The organism is Nostoc sp. (assembly GCF_041747015.1).
Classification (GTDB): Bacteria; Cyanobacteriota; Cyanobacteriia; order Cyanobacteriales; family Nostocaceae; genus Nostoc.
In genome coordinates this window covers 22,213-40,839 of sequence record NZ_JBGTFY010000029.1, presented here as the reverse complement: position 1 = coordinate 40,839, position 18,627 = coordinate 22,213, and the positions used below count along the sequence as shown (strand labels likewise).

Annotated in this window: 20 protein-coding genes, 1 tRNA gene and 1 pseudogene; 10 read left to right on the top strand and 12 right to left on the bottom strand. The window is 42.0% G+C overall.

Features of this window, described 5'->3' with window-relative positions; genetic code table 11:
- Nucleotides 1–307: 307 nt before the first annotated feature.
- The 9 genes from ACEW80_RS02370 to ACEW80_RS02330 all read right to left on the bottom strand — a co-directional run bounded on the left by ACEW80_RS02370 (nucleotide 308) and on the right by ACEW80_RS02330 (nucleotide 7,019).
- Nucleotides 308–673, bottom strand: a complete 366-nt coding sequence (locus tag ACEW80_RS02370; protein ID WP_373525056.1) for a hypothetical protein — start codon at nucleotides 671–673, stop codon at nucleotides 308–310.
- A gap of 496 nt (nucleotides 674–1,169) precedes the next feature.
- On the bottom strand, nucleotides 1,170–1,763 hold the full coding sequence (locus tag ACEW80_RS02365; RefSeq protein ID WP_373525055.1) for a hypothetical protein: 594 nt from the start codon (nucleotides 1,761–1,763) through the stop codon (nucleotides 1,170–1,172).
- A 2-nt stretch (nucleotides 1,764–1,765) separates the two neighbouring features.
- Complete coding sequence (locus tag ACEW80_RS02360; protein ID WP_373525054.1) at nucleotides 1,766–1,984, bottom strand: restriction endonuclease subunit S; 219 nt, start codon at nucleotides 1,982–1,984, stop codon at nucleotides 1,766–1,768.
- 3 nt (nucleotides 1,985–1,987) lie between these two features.
- A complete protein-coding gene (locus tag ACEW80_RS02355) occupies nucleotides 1,988–2,380 on the bottom strand; it encodes a hypothetical protein (protein ID WP_373525053.1) in 393 nt (130 codons plus the stop codon).
- Between the two features lie 709 nt (nucleotides 2,381–3,089).
- Nucleotides 3,090–3,287, bottom strand: a complete 198-nt coding sequence (locus tag ACEW80_RS02350; protein ID WP_373525052.1) for a hypothetical protein — start codon at nucleotides 3,285–3,287, stop codon at nucleotides 3,090–3,092.
- Nucleotides 3,288–3,314: 27 nt separating this feature from the next.
- The gene (locus tag ACEW80_RS02345; protein ID WP_373525051.1) at nucleotides 3,315–3,656 is read right to left on the bottom strand and encodes a class I SAM-dependent DNA methyltransferase; all 342 of its coding nucleotides are present in this window, start codon (nucleotides 3,654–3,656) and stop codon (nucleotides 3,315–3,317) included.
- Nucleotides 3,637–3,789, bottom strand: coding sequence for a hypothetical protein (locus tag ACEW80_RS02340; protein ID WP_373525050.1), 153 nt, complete (start codon nucleotides 3,787–3,789; stop codon nucleotides 3,637–3,639). The genes ACEW80_RS02345 and ACEW80_RS02340 overlap by 20 nt, the downstream gene beginning before the upstream one ends.
- 110 nt (nucleotides 3,790–3,899) lie before the next feature.
- A complete protein-coding gene (gene mutL / locus ACEW80_RS02335; protein WP_373525049.1) occupies nucleotides 3,900–5,603 on the bottom strand; it encodes a DNA mismatch repair endonuclease MutL in 1,704 nt (567 codons plus the stop codon).
- 366 nt (nucleotides 5,604–5,969) lie between these two features.
- Nucleotides 5,970–7,019: an adenosine deaminase gene (locus tag ACEW80_RS02330; protein ID WP_373525048.1), complete on the bottom strand. Its 1,050-nt coding sequence runs from the start codon at nucleotides 7,017–7,019 to the stop codon at nucleotides 5,970–5,972.
- Between the two features lie 397 nt (nucleotides 7,020–7,416).
- Here ACEW80_RS02330 and ACEW80_RS02325 point away from each other — a divergent pair, with 397 nt between their 5' ends.
- A complete protein-coding gene (locus ACEW80_RS02325; RefSeq protein ID WP_373525047.1) occupies nucleotides 7,417–7,626 on the top strand; it encodes a hypothetical protein in 210 nt (69 codons plus the stop codon).
- A 238-nt stretch (nucleotides 7,627–7,864) separates the two neighbouring features.
- Here the strand turns inward: ACEW80_RS02325 and ACEW80_RS02320 are convergent.
- A pseudogene (locus ACEW80_RS02320) lies at nucleotides 7,865–8,210 on the bottom strand (PAS domain S-box protein); the annotation flags it as partial.
- A 132-nt stretch (nucleotides 8,211–8,342) separates the two neighbouring features.
- Here ACEW80_RS02320 and ACEW80_RS02315 point away from each other — a divergent pair.
- The 6 genes from ACEW80_RS02315 (at nucleotide 8,343) to ACEW80_RS02290 (ending at nucleotide 13,862) form a co-directional block, all read left to right on the top strand.
- Nucleotides 8,343–9,686: an adenylosuccinate synthase gene (locus ACEW80_RS02315; protein WP_373525046.1), complete on the top strand. Its 1,344-nt coding sequence runs from the start codon at nucleotides 8,343–8,345 to the stop codon at nucleotides 9,684–9,686.
- Between the two features lie 76 nt (nucleotides 9,687–9,762).
- Entirely contained in the window at nucleotides 9,763–10,362 is a 600-nt protein-coding gene (locus ACEW80_RS02310) for a 50S ribosomal protein L25/general stress protein Ctc (RefSeq protein ID WP_373525045.1), read from the top strand.
- Between the two features lie 82 nt (nucleotides 10,363–10,444).
- The gene (locus ACEW80_RS02305; RefSeq protein WP_373525044.1) at nucleotides 10,445–11,974 is read left to right on the top strand and encodes an AAA family ATPase; all 1,530 of its coding nucleotides are present in this window, start codon (nucleotides 10,445–10,447) and stop codon (nucleotides 11,972–11,974) included.
- Nucleotides 11,975–12,121: 147 nt separating this feature from the next.
- Complete coding sequence (locus ACEW80_RS02300) at nucleotides 12,122–12,628, top strand: hypothetical protein (protein WP_373525043.1); 507 nt, start codon at nucleotides 12,122–12,124, stop codon at nucleotides 12,626–12,628.
- A 110-nt stretch (nucleotides 12,629–12,738) separates the two neighbouring features.
- Nucleotides 12,739–13,530 (top strand): YdcF family protein, encoded by a 792-nt coding sequence (locus ACEW80_RS02295; RefSeq protein ID WP_373525042.1) that lies wholly within the window; start codon nucleotides 12,739–12,741, stop codon nucleotides 13,528–13,530.
- Nucleotides 13,531–13,640: 110 nt separating this feature from the next.
- Nucleotides 13,641–13,862, top strand: a complete 222-nt coding sequence (locus tag ACEW80_RS02290; RefSeq protein ID WP_373525041.1) for a hypothetical protein — start codon at nucleotides 13,641–13,643, stop codon at nucleotides 13,860–13,862.
- 216 nt (nucleotides 13,863–14,078) lie between these two features.
- On the opposite strand, the gene ACEW80_RS02285 is transcribed toward ACEW80_RS02290, so the two are convergent.
- Nucleotides 14,079–14,300 (bottom strand): ferredoxin-thioredoxin reductase variable chain, encoded by a 222-nt coding sequence (locus ACEW80_RS02285; RefSeq protein ID WP_373525040.1) that lies wholly within the window; start codon nucleotides 14,298–14,300, stop codon nucleotides 14,079–14,081.
- A 492-nt stretch (nucleotides 14,301–14,792) separates the two neighbouring features.
- A tRNA-Thr gene (locus ACEW80_RS02280) sits at nucleotides 14,793–14,864 on the bottom strand.
- Nucleotides 14,865–15,122: 258 nt separating this feature from the next.
- Here ACEW80_RS02280 and argF point away from each other — a divergent pair.
- The 3 genes from argF to ACEW80_RS02265 all read left to right on the top strand — a co-directional run bounded on the left by argF (nucleotide 15,123) and on the right by ACEW80_RS02265 (nucleotide 18,485).
- Entirely contained in the window at nucleotides 15,123–16,043 is a 921-nt protein-coding gene (argF, locus tag ACEW80_RS02275; protein WP_373525039.1) for an ornithine carbamoyltransferase, read from the top strand.
- Between the two features lie 196 nt (nucleotides 16,044–16,239).
- Nucleotides 16,240–16,845, top strand: a complete 606-nt coding sequence (lexA, locus tag ACEW80_RS02270; protein ID WP_373525038.1) for a transcriptional repressor LexA — start codon at nucleotides 16,240–16,242, stop codon at nucleotides 16,843–16,845.
- A gap of 125 nt (nucleotides 16,846–16,970) precedes the next feature.
- Nucleotides 16,971–18,485, top strand: coding sequence for a DNA phosphorothioation system restriction enzyme (locus ACEW80_RS02265; RefSeq protein WP_373525057.1), 1,515 nt, complete (start codon nucleotides 16,971–16,973; stop codon nucleotides 18,483–18,485).
- Nucleotides 18,486–18,627 lie beyond the last annotated feature (142 nt).

Sequence of the window (18,627 nt, the reverse complement as noted above, 5' to 3'; positions counted from 1 at the left end):
CGTTTGATAATTGAATTTACCTAAGAATTAAGCCCACTTTTGACAAAATTATTCTCTCGTTACAATACCTTTTCATATCCTATTTAAGTGGTCAAAGACCTTAAAGATAATGATAATCAAATCGAGGGGAGGAGGCAAGCGACGCTGGCCTCCTCCCCTCTCCCCAGACACGATTATTATTCTTATTAAGACTATTTTGGGTATTTTAACTGATTGACAAAATGCTCTTTATCTTAACCTCTCACCGATGGTAATGGGTTACTACTTTTACGCAATTACCCATTACTATTGAAAAATTATCAAAAGATTAATCTTGTGACTTACCTGTAACTTTTCTCAACAAATTCTTTACATTTTCTTCCACTGAGGTTGAACTTTGTGAATTTTCAGGACGCTTCTGCTTGTCAATATCAGCAGCTCCTTGAACCTCATTCAGTCCTTCGTTGGACTCCTTTTGAACCTTTCTCATTCCAAGTGGAGGTGCTTTAGCAGCTTCGTCAGTTTTGCGCTGAATGTCAAGCAGTTGTGTAGTAGCTTCGGTAGGGTCACTTTGGTAGCTATCGATCGCAAAAGCAGGAAAAGCACTAGATAACAATAGCAAGGCACAAGTAAAAGCCACAACCAGAAAACGTACTGGACTTAGGATAGATAGAACAGAAGCAATAATCTTCATTGGAAATCCTCGATAACAGCCTTAACAACGCAGAACTTTTATTCAAATAGCGAAGCTTATACCTTTATTTGGCAAATTGGAGCAATAAAATTACAAGCTACACTTCCGTAAGTTCTTCAAAAATGAACATTACAAAGAAATTGTTTTTGCATTTGTACATTAACTCAAGAATAGTTAATGAGCAAATACTTTTAACGAGTTCTTTGTTCAAAGCTGAACTAATTCAGTTTTACTTTGCTGATTATACAGTGTACATCAATCTGTAGAATGAAATTCCTGTTATCTATAGCTATAAAAAAAATCACTCTCTAGATGTATCGACTTAATGTAATTTTGGCAGGTTAATGGCTCTACTACTTATGTTTAGTCCTGTTAGGGAGTTTAACAAAAAAATAATCCCAAGTTAAGATGCAACCATAGCTCGACTTTAATGTAAAGAATTGATTCTTTGGGTATCTAAAATCGTCAGAGTAATTGTACATTAACTAATTATTTGTCAATTTAACAAAATATTGCCTTCGGCTTGGTTGATATCAAGGCGATGGACTGCTTGCTTGATCACAGTGTAAATCGCAAAGGTGTTTTCATCAACCTTGAGCCGTTGCCGTTCTGACTCTGCTTCTACGCATTCATTGGCAATCTCATCTAGTCTAGCTAAAGCAACGCGAGCCTCTATTTGGCGGTTTTCAAAGCTGGCGCGGATAATTTCGGCACGTTCGCCAATGGAAATCAAAAAAGGCGATCGCTGACTTTGCTCGTGTACATCTCTAAACAGTGCCTTACTCAAGTTTAGAAATTTTACTATAGATTGTTTGCCTTGCAACCAGTTTAAAGCTTCGCGGTTGCCTTCGATGGTGTTGTCAATGTTTCGCAGGCGGCGAAGAATTTCATCTATATTGTTGGAGGTGACAACGCCAGGATTTAGTTTAATTAGTTGACTGCGAAGAACATCGCCAAAGTAACGTTCTTTGAGCTTTTCCTCTCCCTTTCCTTCCCGCCGTTGTAATGCCTCTTTTGCAGTTAGGTATTCCCAGCCAATTTGATAGGCATATTTCAACATCGGTCTTTGCACGGCGGAAGTTTCGCTCATACTTAAGTCTCGGTTAAGGGTTGGGTGGAAATTTTACCTGTCATCAGTTGTTCTAGCATGGCGTGAAAGAGTTCGTCGATAAGGGTGATTTCTTTTTCTAGGGCTTGAATTTTGCGATCGCACGCTTTTAGAATATTGGCTATTTCATGCTGTTCTAAAATATAAGGTAGAGGAATTTTTAATTTTTTAACAACATATCTTCTAAAATTACAACCTCCCAACTCTCAGGAATCTCGCCTATTTCCGTCTGCTTCCGGGGTTCGTTGTGATTGCCATGAGTAAAAAGATACTGCATCAGTGCTGCTTTGTAGATACTTTTTATTAGTCGCCAAATCTCCGGGACCTCCATCAACACATCCAATAAACTCCTTAGCAGCTTCTAAAAATGAAACTTGTTTTTTGCGATCGCCAGGATCTCCACCAACGCAGCCAGCAAACTCTTTGGCTGCTTCATAGGCGGAAATAGGTTCTTTCTCTTCTTTATGTTCTAAATCCTGCTTTTTCTTCTCCTGATATTGCAAAGACTGAATAAAATCAATTACCTCGTCCAGCTTATCAGGAGGTAACTTTTTAACTTCATCAATAATTATTTGTTCTTTATCAATTGCTTGAGTCATTGCTGTATCCTCGATGAAATAAAAATGAGACTTGTAGCTGATTTAATTTTACCTAAAAGGGCGGTTAGAAACCAATACACTTGGGTTAAGGCTTTTAGCATGAGGTAAAAGAACCCCAACCTAAGCGAGGCTACGCTGTGAATTACCCCCCTTAATCCCCCCTTGTAAAGGGGGGAAATAAGAATAGATCTTGTTCCCTCCCCTTTACAAGGGGAGGGTTAGGGAGGGGTAATAACATTTGATACATCAATCATGACTTTTCAAACATCCTCTAAGGCTACGGTGTACACACAAGTATGACCAGCATAGGTTTCAACTCTTTTAGTAATTTCGTGGGGTACTTTATGGACACGCCGAAATAACAAATGAGTACCCCGAAATAACAAATGAGTACCCCGAAATAACAAATAAGTATGCCGAAATAACAAATGAGTATGCCGAAATAACAAATGGGTATGCCGAAATAACAAATGGGTATGCCGAAATAACAAATGAGTATGCCGAAATAACAAATGAGTAGGCCGAAATAACAAATGAGTAGGCGTAGCCCAACCCAGGCATCGCTATGATTGCAACAATTTAGCTTTGTCACGCCAGCTTAACGCACTGCAAATCTTAGGTGGATGTAGTTTTTCCAACTTGTGTGTACACAGTAGCCTTACTAAGGAGAGGGATTGAGGGTGAGGTTTGATCTTATATTTAATTACGCCTACCTACTACTCATTGCAGACAAACTTAAATGCTCAAGAATCAGCAAGCGTAAATAGTCTAACATCTCAAGATAAGCCTTCATGCTTTGATATTCTCCATTACTACCAAAGTAAAATTGAGCAACAGCCGGAATATCAAAAACTGCCAAGTGATTTAAGTTCTCAATTTGAGTATCAGTAAAATCCTGCAAGAACATATTCATTTTAGCGATGCCTGCGGCGGGCTACGCCAACGCAAAAGTTGTCGGGTTCAACTCTTGCCCAAATAACCGAGGTGCTTTACTCTCCTCCCCTGGATGTTTGCGGTTGAACACCAGACGCGGCTTAGTCAACAACCTTCCCGATCCACAAGTGGGGTCATAAATCTTCGTGTAGGGTTCAGGGTCAATAATTTCCGCAATCAACCAACCCACCTCTGATGGTGTCAGAAACTCCCCCGCACTTTGCCCCTGTCCTTCGGCAAACTTCCGCAGCAGATACTCATAGGCTTCCCCCAAAACATCGGCATTGGTATTCTTTAACCCCAACCGATGCCGACTGATGACTTCAATCAAGTCCTTTAACATCCCACAGCCATTGTTCCATTGCGGGAATCTCCAAGCGCTCATCAGCTTGGTTTGCTAACTCTAAAAGTGGTAAATCTCCAGAACCGTTTTGATCTGCTGGCTTTTTACTGTTTTTCCTTATTCCAGGCGGCACTTTATTTAACTCCTGCGTTAGCGATCGCGCAGCATTCCGAAGGAAAGCTCGCCGAAGACATCGCTTCTATCTTATGAAAGAGAATCCCTATTTTCCCAGTTTCTCGGCTATCAAATTCCGTGACTTTTACCAATAACCCAATTACGTCGGAAAAACCGGGCTAAAGCTGACTCTTCCAGAGACAAATAAATGGGGCGTCCGTGAGGACAGGTGCGGGGGTTGCGAGTGCGTTGCCAATCATCTAAAAGTTTCTGCATTTCTTGTAAGTTCATGGGTGTACCGTTACGAATGGCACTGCGACAGGCAACGGCTACTTGGGCTGTTTGTAAGTCACCTCCCCAACTAAGTTCTAAAATTGCTTCTGCACAGTCGTCTCGCTGCTGCAAAGGTGCGGGTAAGTTACGGACTGCCCAAAGTTGTTCGCCAAAGGGTTCTATATCTAAACCAATGCGTTGCAGTTGCAATACTTGCGCTGGCGACAATTGATAAAGAATAATTGGCGGTTCGATCGGCACAAGTTGCCAATTATCGCATAATAGCTCATACAAAACTCGCTCATGGGCAATGTGCTGTTCTACTAACCACATACCACCCGGATGTTCCGCCACAATATAGGTGTTGCTAACTTGAGCGATCGCCTTTAAGGAGTTAAGATTTGAGAGTGAGGTGTTGGGAGTCTTGTGATCTTCATTGGGATTTTGAGGATTGAAATTGTAACCGCCTTTAGCTTCTGCGGCTTTGAGTAATTTACTAACTCGTGTTGTGTGGACAGCTTCTTTGAGATTGCTAGAAGATATGCTGAGTGCTTGGTTAATTGCTTGGGTAATTTGCTCTTGCCAATAAATGATTTCGTTGAGGTAAATTTCTGTTTTTGCTGGATTGCGATTCCAGTTAATTTGATCGGGGGAAATGGCAAGATGTAAAAAACAAATTGGATAGCGATCGCGTGGTAATGTTCTATAAAATGCTGATAAAATGGTCTGCTCTAGTTCCGGTGTCTTAACCATTCGTCCATTGATTGCTACACGCACCCAATCTGGACGATGACGATGAGTGCGATCGGGTAATCCTACCACTAAGTTTAGTGCTGAGTGCTGAGTGCTGAGTGGAGAGTTTGAAGGATTGGGTATTTCGAGTTTCACTTCTTGCAAGTCACCCTGTCGCACCTGTGGTAAAATCTGCGGTAACAATTTTCCCATTGTGGCAGCTGGACAAATGGTGAACCATTGACGGTCATTTTGACAAACCTGCCAGGTGACGTGAGGATGACACAGCGCAATTTGGTGAATTGTCGCTTGCACAGCTTTCATTTGCTGTGCTGCTGTAGGTAATCCCTGGCGGCGAGATGAGCAATTACCGAAAAGATGAGAAACTGTAATAACTGTACCAGGTGCGATCGCAGTTACTTCAACTTGCACAACTTCCCCACCAGCACCATAAATTATCCGCCATCCTAATTTTCCATCCACAGGACGACTCAAAATCTCCAAATCTGCCAGAGTCGTCAAACTATGCAACGCTTCACCACGAAACCCCAAACTATTAATTTTCCACAAATCGGCACTAGAGCGAATTTTACTAGTGCTGTGAGCTGTAGCTGCTTGTTGCAAGTCCTCTAAATTCATTCCACAACCATTGTCTGCGACACGAATTCGCCATTGTTGTGGCCATAGAGAAACCACAATTCGCGTTGCACCTGCGTCTAGGGAATTTTCTACCAATTCCCGCACCACAGACGCTAAAGAGTCGATTACCTCACCAGCTGTAATGAGATATACGACTTCTGTTGGTAGAGCTTGAATAGTAGATGCCATAAATTCTAGTTTATAGCTTTTGCCAACAAGGCGAGTGGGCGAGATCAGGAAGTTGAGGAAGCGAATTTACAATAAATTTTGATTAATTGTCAAAAAAACTCAATTAAAAGACAATTTTTGATATATTACTAGTCGTTTTTGGATTGCACATTAGACTTCTAGGAAAAATCAGAATAACCGAAAAAGCAACCACAGATAAATACCAATGAATTATCTGTGTGCATCTGTCGTTTAATCTCTAAAACACTGACTCTTACAATATACCTTTTGTGGATTACAGCTTTTTTTATGGCAATAGGAAAAAGCACCGTCTGCAACATTAATTAAGATTAAATTACCTTACTTTCTGCTTACCTTTAGTAGTTGTTAATTAGTATCCCTCATTGCCAAAACTTTAGGTGGTTCAGGTTTCAGCAATCCATTCAGCAGAGATGCGGGACGTTGAGTGTAAGGCCAAGCAAAAGCATGACGGAAAGCTGCATCCTGACAAGCCTGCAACTGTTCAAAGCTAATAATGTTGTAAGTCAAAAGATTTTCATACTCAAATGGCAAACGCACATTATGCAATCCAGCATTATCAGTACAAATAGCGATATCGACCCCAGCATCAAAACAACGGTCAAAAACTACTTTGAGTTGACGTATATCCTGTAAAGTACCAGTTTTCAGGTAAGTTGTGGGGCAAACCTCTAAACATTGTCCGCGTCTAGCCACATCTGCGAGTAACTCTGGATACAGTAGGGGAATTTGGATACCGTGACCGATTCGCATGAGATAAGGTAACAGTTGGGGGTAACAACCAGCAGTGGTTTCATATAGATGTCCAGTGGTATTAACGCCCAGCGATCGCGCATAATCATATAGGTTAATCCATTCTTCGAGGCGATCGGCATAATAGCTATCACCCCCCGCTACATCTACTGCACAGACATACTGCTTATTTTGCGCCGCCAAATCAATAATCGCCTTGTTCACCTCATAGGGTAGGCGCGTGTGCATACAGAGAATTTGGCTAGTAACAATCGGATATTCTGGCTGGTGGCTGGCAAGTCCTACTACTTGGACAATTTCTGCCATCTTGTCAATTCTCTCTGATTGACTCAAATGCTCAGGTGTCCGCAAATAGGGAGTGTAGCGCAGTTCCAGATAAGCCAAATTTTCAAAAATATAAGCACCCCGCACCAAGCGATAGATAAAGTAAGGCAAAGTCTCCACAGTTTGCACACTTTCTACCAAGGTGTGTAATTCTAGATACTCATCCAGGGTGTTGCGTGGGCGAGTATAAAAATCTTCAAATTCTGAATAGTCAGCAAAGCGGGAAATCAACTCCGAAGAATGTCGCTCGAAATATCGCCATAAAACACGGGGTACAACCGAACCGCCCAGGTGTCTATGTAATTCAGCATATAAAGTCATAGTGGCATTTTTAGGTAAAAATTTCACTAATTGTAACAAAAACCTAGAAAGAAAAAATCTCTACTCGAAAAAATTTAGAGCAAAGACGTTTCCTGTCTTCTCCAGAGAAGTTAAAGCAAAGTGGAGGTTTACCACGCACGATCTGGATTTTCAAAATGAGGCTTCCAACCTAGACGCTGCGCTAAGGTCGCAACTATATCCTTAATTTTCTTAAAATCCAGCATTTAATAGAGTTTTGAGCATAAATAAACTTGACATTATCAAGATTAAATTGATAATGCTATTTTTCTTGATTTTTGTGTTATGGTAAACGAATATTGTAATTGTTTAGCAAGTAAAATATAGCAATATATTTTTCCTTTTAGCTAAACAAATTCTTGGGCGAGGTTGGTATTAAGTGAAAATTCAAGCGTTGGATGTCAAGGCTGGCGATCGCATTATTGCTTACTGCAACAACAAAATGCAAACCTGCAAGGTAAAACGCATTTTAGATCCAGGTCAAGCTAATATCACACTATCAGTATTCACATCTGAGAATTATCGCGGTTGCTCAGTTTCATCTGTAGTCCGTTTCCAGAGCAACGCCCTGGTTGATTTGGTAAGTTAAAAATCAAGTAAATATTCTATCTCGAAAATATTTCTAGCTATTGTCCGGCCTCAAGCTGGACATTATTCTTATTATAAGGTGCGATGCCTACGGCGGGCGTAGCTGCGGCACATACAAATCCGCTAATTGTGGCTAGATGATTTCCCTGAAAAAGACCGTAACGCTACACAAGTACAGGTGACAGCGAATTTTGAATAAACTAATGGTATATTCATCCGCCACCAAGAAATATCTGTTTGTTGAGGTCATGGACGATACCGCTAGCTAAAGTGCCGATACTCTCCAAACGTTGCGCGTTGCGATCGCAGAAGTTGAGCTTCCAGTTGTTTCTGCTGCGTAATTTCGGTATTCAGACTCAAAATAGGTTTGGGTTGTCCATTATCATCTCGTACCGATATCCACCGACTTTCAACGATGATTTCTTTACCTTCCCTTGTCAGTTGATGCAACTCACCCCGCCACTCACCCTTGTTAATCATACTTAAGTAAGCATCTTCTAGCTGTGGTGAAGTGTCTTCATACAAAAGTTCCCAAACATTCTTACCGACAACTTCCTCAACCTTCCAGCCGTACAAACTCTCTGCATCTATCATCGCTCGTAGACGATTTTCGTTTTGACGTAACATTGCTGGGTTATTCTAGAATAAGCTTGACATGATTCAATCAATATGTTATTACTTATAGTTTGTGGAAACTTTACCTCTTAATATAAACTCTTGGCTAACGTAATTGTCATAGGTTCCCAGTGGGGCGATGAAGGAAAAGGTAAAATAACTGACTTACTCAGCCGTTCCGCAGATGTTGTGGTACGTTATCAAGGAGGTGTCAACGCTGGACACACAATTGTAGTGAAAGGTCAGACCTTTAAGCTACACTTGATTCCTTCAGGGATTTTGTATCCAAATACCGATTGTATTATCGGCTGTGGAACTGTTATCGATCCACAGATTTTGATCGGAGAACTCGACCAATTAAAAGAATTAAATATTTCCACTGACCGCCTGCTGATATCTGAGACAGCCCACGTAACAATGCCTTATCATCGGTTGATTGATCAGGCATCCGAAGAACGGCGGGGAAGCCATAAGATCGGTACAACAGGTAGGGGTATTGGTCCGACTTATGCTGATAAATCTGAGCGTACAGGCATTCGAGTTTTAGACTTGATGGACTCTGATGGGCTACGTGAGCAGTTGGAGTGGACGATTAATTATAAAAACGTCATTTTAGAAAAGCTTTACAACTTACCGCCTCTAAATGCCCAAGAGGTGATTGAGCAGTATCTGGGGTATGCAGAACGCTTGCGACCTCACGTGGTTGATACATCGTTGAAAATATCCGATGCGATTGGGCGACGGCGCAATATATTGTTTGAAGGCGCACAAGGTACACTTCTTGACCTAGATCACGGAACTTACCCTTATGTCACTTCCTCGAACCCTGTGGCGGGGGGAGCTTGCGTTGGTACAGGGGTAGGACCGACAATGATTGACCGGGTAATTGGGGTGTCGAAAGCTTATACGACACGGGTGGGAGAGGGTCCATTTCCCACCGAACTGCATGGGGAGTTGGGGGAATTGTTGTGCGATCGCGGTGCCGAATTTGGCACAACCACCGGACGTAAACGGCGTTGCGGCTGGTTTGATGCGGTCATCGGTCGCTATGCGGTGCGGATTAACGGCATGGATTGTATGGCACTGACTAAACTGGATGTCCTCGATGAATTAGAGTCAATCCAAGTTTGTGTCGCCTATGAAATAGATGGCGATCGCAGCGAACACTTTCCCACCAGTTCCCGCAAATTTGCCAGATGTCGCCCCATCTACAAAACCTTACCAGGATGGCAAGTGTCAACAAGTCACTGCCGCACCTTGGAAGACTTGCCACAGCAAGCACTGGACTATCTAAAATTCTTAGCCGAATTGATGGAAGTCCCGATTGCGATCGTCTCACTAGGAGCTAGCCGCGATCAAACCATAATTGTAGAAGACCCCATCCACGGCCCCAAACGCGCTTTACTGCACCCTGACGGCACACCTGCTACTTTGCTAAGTGCGTAAATTAGTCATTAGTTATTGGTAAATGACTAATAACAAAGGACAACTGACAACTGAAAAATGACAAAGGACAGCTTTTATGGCTATTACAGTCGAATCTCAAAAACGTCCAGAAGGCAGCAAACCAAGAGCTTTGCGGCGTTCTGGACTGATACCTGCAAATTTGTACGGTCATAAGGGTACAGAGTCAATTTCTTTGACCATTAATGCCAAAACTGTTGAGCGCTTGCTCAAAAGGGCTTCAGTCAACAACACCTTGATTGATTTAAACATTACTGATGTACCTTGGCGCGGCAAAGCCCTACTGCGGGAACTTCAGATCCATCCAGCAAAAGGTACGCCTTATCACCTCAGCTTTTTTGCAGTTGCTGGTCATGGTGACACTACTGTAGAAGTACGGCTGCGTTTCGTCGGAAATGCTGTTGGTGTTAAACAAGATGGTGGTGTATTAGACACCGTAATCACCGAATTGCAAGTGAGTTGTGCGCCAGAAAATATCCCAGATGTAATTGAAATCGATGTCTCTAACCTGCAAATTGGAGACAGCTTGAGTATTAGTGATATACCCTTTCCTGAAGGTGTAACACCTCTAGCTGAATTGGAACGACTTGTTGTTAGCGTTTTGCCACCGCAAATCAGCAGTGAGGATGCTGAGACAGAAACTGTAACAGCTTCTTAAGCTAGATAAACTGTGTAATAATTTTTGATGATACCAGGGGGAAACTCCTGGTTTTTTTGTATTTGAACCGCAGAGGCCAGAGATGACAGAAGCGACCCTTCCAGCCTTAATTCAGCAAATGTTGCAGCCTGGATTTTATCCCCATGCGGTAACAGAACCCATTCAACTAATTCAAACCCACATTTCTTATGTGCTGTTAACTGGAGATTACGCCTATAAGCTGAAAAAACCAGTAAATTTTGGCTTTTTGGACTTTTCTACCTTAGATAAGCGGCAGCATTTTTGTCAGGAAGAGTTGCGGTTAAATCAGCGGGGAGCAGGTGAACTGTATTTGGAAGTTTTGCCTATAACTTTGGTAGGGGAGCAATACCAGTTAGGCGGAACGGTCGAGGCTGTAGAATACGTGCTGAAGATGCGCCAGTTTCCGCAAGAGTCGCTATTAAGTACACTTTTTGAACAGGGAAACTTAAATGAGACACATCTAGAAGAGTTGGGACGGGTGGTAGCTCAATACCATGCTGAAGCACAGACAAATGATTATATTCGCAGTTTTGGTGAAGTAGCAAAAGTTCGGGCTGCAATTGATGAGAATTATCAACAAACTGACAAGTATATTGGTGGCCCCCAGACGCAGGCGCAATTTGTAGAAACAAAACAATATACAGATAACTATTTTGCAGAACGTCTAGAATTATTCGCTAGCAGAATTCACAACGAGTATATTCGTGAATGTCATGGGGATTTACACCTGAGAAATATTGCCCAGTGGCACGATAAAATCTTGCTGTTCGATTGCATTGAGTTTAATGAGCCGTTTCGTTTTGTCGATGTGATGTACGATGTGGCATTCACGGTGATGGATTTAGAAGCGCGACAACGCAAAGACTTGGGTAATGCCTTTTTGAATGCCTACGTAGAGCAAACTGGAGACTGGGAAGGCTTACAGGTGCTGCCTTTGTATTTAAGTCGTCAGGCTTATGTCAGGGCAAAGGTAACTTCATTTTTGCTAGATGATCCGAGTGTACCCGCGACGGTAAAGGAAGAGGCGACAAAAACCGCCGCTGACTATTACAAACAGGCTTGGGACTACACTAAACCAAAGGTTGGACAACTGATTTTGATGTCGGGCTTATCGGGTTCTGGTAAAAGTACCACAGCAAGGCATTTAGCTCGTCAACTGGGAGCGATTCAGCTTCGTTCCGATGCGGTGCGGAAACATTTAGGGGGAATTTCCTTGTGGGAAAAGGGTGGCGATGATTTGTATACACCAGAGATGACCGAGAAAACTTACGCACGGCTGTTAGAATTGGGGATTATACTGGCCAAACAAGGTTTTCCGGTGATTTTGGATGCCAAGTATGATAAACAGCATTTACGGCAAGAAGCGATCGCTCAAACTAAGAAGCACCAACTTTCCCTTGAAATTATCCAATGCACAGCACCGCTAGAAGTTCTAGAAGAGCGTCTAAATAACCGTACTGGTGATATCGCTGATGCCACCGCTGATTTATTAGCCTCACAACTCCAACAAGCTGAACCTTTCACTGAAGAAGAACAATCCTACGTGAAGATTTTGGATACAACTCAACCACAACAGCCACAATTAAAATAATTCGTAATTCGTAATTCGTAATTTTCGATTCAATTACGAATTACGTTAGCGTAGCGGTAGCGAGTCCGCGTACTCTTGCAAAGAAGCGAGCTACGCGCAGGGTTTCGTAGAAAGCGTCGTTAGTAATTAATAGCTTTTTTTTACTCTATGGCAGACAAAAAGAACGACTTTTTTAGTATTTCTCCCAGCTTCTTTTCTCAACTGTTATTTGGAGCATTTTTAGTATTTATATTAATAATGACTGGCTCTGCACCAGCCTTGAGCATCTTCTTAGGCATTCTGGGGGGTTTCATCCTCAGCTGGATCACAAATGCAACCAATAATAGCCCCCAAGCCCCAGCTGTCGCCTCCTCTGATGGTGTTGATACAGGACTGAAATACTGGTTATTTTTCATGCTTGGCTTTGTGTATTTGGGGTATCCAGCACCCATGAGTATCTTGTTAGGTGGAATAGGCGCTTTAGCTGGAGGCTGGATTACTGCTTGGTGGGGAAGTAAGGAAGAAACTAAAACTCAGCTACAAATTGAAGAGTTAGAAGATGGCCAAGTTGAACAACCTAATGAGAGAATCAACAAACGGCAAACCAGAAGAACCGCCCGGCGTTACCGTCGCACTCCTGGAAGTAGTTTCAATTTCAGGTTTTGGGAAAAGTAATAATTTGGGCATTGGGCATTGGGCAGTGATTAATAATCAATAGTTTTTCTTCCCCTGCTTTTTTCCTAGTCCCCATGCCCAATTGCCCATGCCCTATCCCCAATCCTAATATGTTTTTATATCTCTCCAAATTACTACCACTATTTTTTTATCCACTAGGACTAGCCTGCGTGAGTTTGGTAGTAGCATTAGTGACGTTGTGGAAACGACCTCGCACTGCGGCGATCGCAATTGCTTTTGCCCTGACTTTATTGCTATTTTGTAGTAATGCTTGGATTGCGAAATCATTGGTGCGATCGTTAGAATGGCAAAATTTGCCACCCGCCCAAATGCCAGTCGCAGAAGCAATTGTGGTTTTAGGTGGCGCAACCAAATCAGCTTTTCCCCCCAGACCTACCGTTGATTTGAGTGAATCAGGCGATCGCGTAATTTATGCCGCACAACTGTATCGCCAAAAAAAAGCGCCGATAATTATTCTCAGTGGGGGTCGTATTGATTGGCGTGGTAGCGGTTCATCAGAGTCGGCTGATATGGCAACAATACTCACATCTATTGGTATTCCATCTGAGGCAATTGTTCAGGAACCTGAATCTCTGAATACTTATCAAAATGCTGTAAATGTCCGAAAAATTTTGTCATCTCGTGGCATCCGCCAGGTATTATTGGTAACTTCGGCTATGCATATGCCGCGATCGCTCAAAATTTTCCAACGTCAAGGAATTAATGCCATTCCTGCACCAACTGACTTTCTAGTTAGTCAGGGTGAACTGCAAGAACTCGGCGGCACTCCCAAAGCCGCTATACTCAATTTGTTACCTGATACCGATAACTTGCACCAATTTACTAGCGCTTTAAAAGAGTACATTGGCTCCTTAGTTTATCGCTTACGCGGTTGGCTTTAATCAAGTTAGGAGTTGTTAGAAACTTAGAAGTTAGGAGTTATGAGTTATTAATTATGAAGTGCGGTAATTGCGTGAATTTAAAACTCCTCACTCCCCAACCTTAATTATTAATGTCTAAAAATTTACCTTATATTATTCAATCTCCTCAACCCCAAATTGAGGAAGCTTTTACCGCTTACCAAACAACCCACCAGTTCTACCACGAAGTTCGCTCACGGTCAGAGTTTCAGCGTCATTGTGAATGGTATCATACAACAGCAGAACAGCACCGCCAAGAGCTTAAAAGAATGCGCGGCGAACTGAATATTTTCCAGTGGTTTCGCCGCCGATGATTTAGGAGTGCTGTTAGCGGATAGTTAAGGTTTAGCCCGTGCGATTATTACTCATTACTCATTACTCATTACTCATTACTCATTACTCATTACTCATTACTCATTACTCATTACTCATTACTCATTACTCATTACTCATTACTCAGCACTCAGCACTCAGCACTCATTACTCAGCACTCAGCACTCAGCACTCAGCACTCATTACTCAGCACTGTTTTAGATGACTTCTAATTCCTGTTCACGTAAATGGGCTTTAAACTTTTTACTAAACTGAACTAAAATCGGCAAATTAGCGCTTACAGGTCTACCTTGCCATTGAGTAGCAATACCGATCACTTCACCTTCTGTACTTTTAATGTCAAAAGCCTGACTCCGATGTTCAGGATGATGGTAAACTACTACCGAATCTTTAACGCGGACGCGATCGCCAACTTTCATAACAGTATTTACACCTAAATTTTATTTTCCACAAGTAGCTGCTACAAAATATATGATTAAATCACTTAAAATTTGATTTAATCAGCCATCTATTGACACTTTACAGGGATGGGACGGCGCATTTATAGCGACTGCCACACGTCTTATATCAAGTCCGGTTAATTACTTATGATTTAAAACTCTCCGCGTCTCCGGGTCAGTCTTAATTACAAGTGTTCATCTGGACATAATATTAGCTGCCCGTGCGTACTTTTGTAAGTTTTTTGCCGCGCCAATGTCTCTCGTCCTCACCTTCGGCTTTACCCCAAAAACGGGGAAATCAAAGGAAATAAGGCGAGATCAGATGTGCTTAGTACTTTGACAAGATATCTAACCCTTTTATCTTGACTCTAGGATGTTCCCCAGGTCAACTCTCTCACTAATTTTCGCCGATAACAGACGCGCTGTTTTAGATATTGCGTATAAAAATTTGTTTGCCAAATCTATACTCAAAGCCAGCAGCAGGATTTGAACTCGCGACCTTCCGATTACAAGTCGGATGCACTACCACTGTGCTATGCTGGCACTTTTGATGATTACTTTTAAATAGCAACCATAATTTTTTATTGTACCATAATTAATCTATTTGTCTAGCAGCGATCGCTAAAAATTATTTATGACTAAATTAGGCTAGAAAATCCGAAATTTTGGCAATATCGCTGTTTTTGGGCGCTTAGATAGTTTAGTGGGCGTTACGACTGTGATGAATCCGAAAACTGTATTTTCCTGATCCGGCTGAATTAAGAAACAGAAATATATAATTATTTTTTACAGATCACAAGCATGGCAGCGTTGATCGGACGAGATTTATTAAGTCTAGCGGATTTCAGTCCAACGGAAGTTCAAGAACTTCTAGAATTGGCAACTCAACTTAAATCACAACAGCTAAAGTTGCAGTGTAATAAAGTTTTGGGGTTGTTGTTCTCCAAAGCTTCAACTCGGACGCGGGTAAGTTTTACTGTGGCGATGTACCACCTGGGCGGACAGGTAATCGATCTTAACCCCAATGTTACTCAAGTTAGTCGCGGGGAACCTTTGCAAGATACAGCGCGGGTGTTAGATCGATATCTGGATGTTTTGGCAATTCGCACTTTTGCACAGCAGGATTTGGAAACTTTTGCTCACTATGCTAAGATTCCGGTAATTAATGCCCTTACCGATGCAGAACATCCCTGTCAGGTTTTAGCTGATTTATTGACGATTCAAGAAGGCTTTGGCACTCTGGCGGGGTTAACTTTGACATATGTGGGAGATGGGAATAATGTAGCTAATTCTCTGATGTTGGGCTGTGCTTTGGTGGGTATGAATGTTAGAATTGCTACTCCTAGCGGATATGAGCCAGATTCTAGGATTGTAGACCAAGCAAGAGCGATCGCTAATAATACAACTGAAGTCCTCCTTACTCATGATCCACAATTAGCCGCTAAAGGAGCAGCTGTACTTTATACTGATGTTTGGGCGAGTATGGGGCAAGAAGCAGAAGCAGATAACCGGATGCCAATTTTCCAGCCTTACCAAATTTCAGAGCAGCTATTGAGTCTTGCTGACCCAGAGGCAATTGTTTTACACTGTTTACCAGCCCATCGTGGTGAAGAAATTACCGAGGCAGTCATTGAAGGTTCTCAATCACGAGTTTGGGAACAAGCAGAAAATCGCTTGCACGCCCAAAAGGCTCTGCTTGCCAGCATCTTAGGGGCAGAGTAAGGGAATAGGGTATAGGTGATAGAGTGTAATTTTCCTCCTTGTAACCTGTACCCTGTTATATTCTTATTTATCAAAAGGCAAAAGAAAAGAAAATAATTTTGCTTTTGCCTTTCATATTTTTACTTTTCTCTTGTTAAGGGGAGTTTTTTGTAGTACTAATGTTCTAGAGACATTAATAATTAATTCCCGTAAATTTATGGAACGTCTAACGGAAGCTCAACAAGAACTTTACGAATGGTTGACAGAATACATCCGATCGCACCAGCATTCGCCTTCTATTCGGCAAATGATGCAAGCGATGAACTTGAAGTCACCAGCACCAATTCAAAGTCGTTTGGAACATTTACGGACTAAAGGATATATAGAATGGACTGAAGGACAAGCGCGAACGATTCGGGTTTTGCGTGCTGTGAAGCAAGGCGTACCAATTTTGGGGATGATCGCTGCTGGTGGTTTAATAGAACCGTTTACTGATGCTGTAGATCATTTAGATTTTTCTAATTTTGAGTTACCTGCCCAAACTTATGCTTTGCGCGTAGCTGGCGATAGCATGATTGAAGATTTAATTGCTGATGGCGATGTAGTATTTTTACGTCCAGTAGCAGAACCAAATCATTTGAAAAATGGTACCATCGTTGCCGCCAGAGTTGATGGATTTGGTACGACATTAAAACGTTTTTATCGTCAAGGCGATCGCGTTACCCTCAAACCAGCAAATCCTAAGTACAATCCCATTGAAGTCAGTGCTATAGAAGTGCAGGTGCAAGGTTCACTCATTGGTGTTTGGCGCGGTTACAACTGAATAAATGGGGAGTAGGGAGTAGGGAGTGGGGGACAAGGGGAATAACCAATGCCCAATGCCCAATGCCCAATGCCCAATGCCCAATGCTCAATTCTCAATGCCCAATGCCCAATGCCCAAAACATAATGTACCTGACGCAAAATTTAGTGCAGCAACTGCCCACTTTCCGCGAAAGTGACCACGGGGAGTATCCCCGTGGCGCATTTCGGTTGAAATTACCAATTGCAAGGGAAAGTAAGGGCAGTTATTACACTCCGCAACCATTACCAGGATGCCCAAGAATGCCTCTATCTCTGCAATTGCGGCAATATCAGCGAGAAGCGATCGCTAGCTGGTTTACCAACAATGGCAGAGGGACGCTGAAAATGGCTACTGGTAGTGGTAAAACAATTACCGCATTAGCGATCGCTTGCGAATTATATCAGCAGATTAATTTACAAGTTCTATTAGTGGTGTGTCCCTATCGCCATCTTGTCACCCAATGGGCGCGAGAATGCGAAAAATTTAATTTGCAACCCATTTTAGCTTTCGAGAATCTACGCACTTGGCAAAGTCAACTTTCGACGCAAATTTATAATCTGCGTTCTGGTTCTCAAAGGTTTGTCACGGTGATTACTACAAACTCCACATTAATTGGAGATGGGTTTCAGTCTCAACTCAAATATTTTCCTGCCAAAACTTTAATTATTGGGGATGAGGCGCATAATTTAGGCGCACCCAAGTTAGAAGAAAGTTTACCGCGTAGTGTGGGGTTGAGACTAGCTTTATCTGCCACACCGGAGAGGTATTTTGATGATTTTGGTACGCAATCTCTGTTTGATTATTTTGGCCCAGTTCTCCAGCCAGAGTTTACTTTGAGGGATGCGATCGCTCAAGGTGCTTTGGTACATTATCTGTATTATCCGGTGTTAGTGGAGTTAACTGAAGCAGAAAGTATTGCTTATTTAAAGTTAACTAAAAGAATTGGGCGATCGCTATTATATAGAGATCGAGAAAATGGCGGAAATTTTGAAGACAATGAAGATTTAAAGCCGTTATTGATGCAAAGAGCAAGATTAATTGGTGCGGCGGAAAACAAATTAAATGCTTTGCGGGATTTAATGGCAACTCGCCGCGAAACTACTCACACACTTTTTTATTGCAGTGATGGTTCACAAGATGCGGGACAACGTTCATCACTACGGCAACTTAAAGCTGTTGCTAAAATTTTGGGAGTAGATTTAGGGTATAAGGTAAGCACTTATACGGCTAAAACAACTTTACAAGAAAGGGAAATTTTGCGCCATCAATTTGAAAGTGGTGAGTTGCAGGGTTTAGTCGCAATTCGTTGTTTAGATGAAGGTGTTGATATTCCGGCAATTCAAACTGCGGTGATTTTATCAAGTTCTGGTAATCCCCGGCAGTTTATTCAGCGACGGGGGCGAGTTTTGCGTCCTCATCCGGCTAAGGAACGCGCCACAATATTTGACATGATTGTTTTGCCACCAGATTTAGATAGAGAAACTATAGAAGTTGAGCGCAATCTGTTGAAAAAGGAATTGCGTCGCTTTGTGGAATTTGCTGATTTGGCTGATAACGCAGGCGTTGCCAGAATGAAATTATTGGATTTACAAAAGCGATATGGGTTATTAGATATCTGATGATGAATCAGAGAATAGTTGTATTTTTTTGTAAAATTTTTCGAGTTTTGAAAAAAGAAGCATTAAGTATGAAATAATAAGATTATGACTTTGATCATAATGGGATGTAAGCTGCGTTAAAAATTTCACTTACATTCCATTA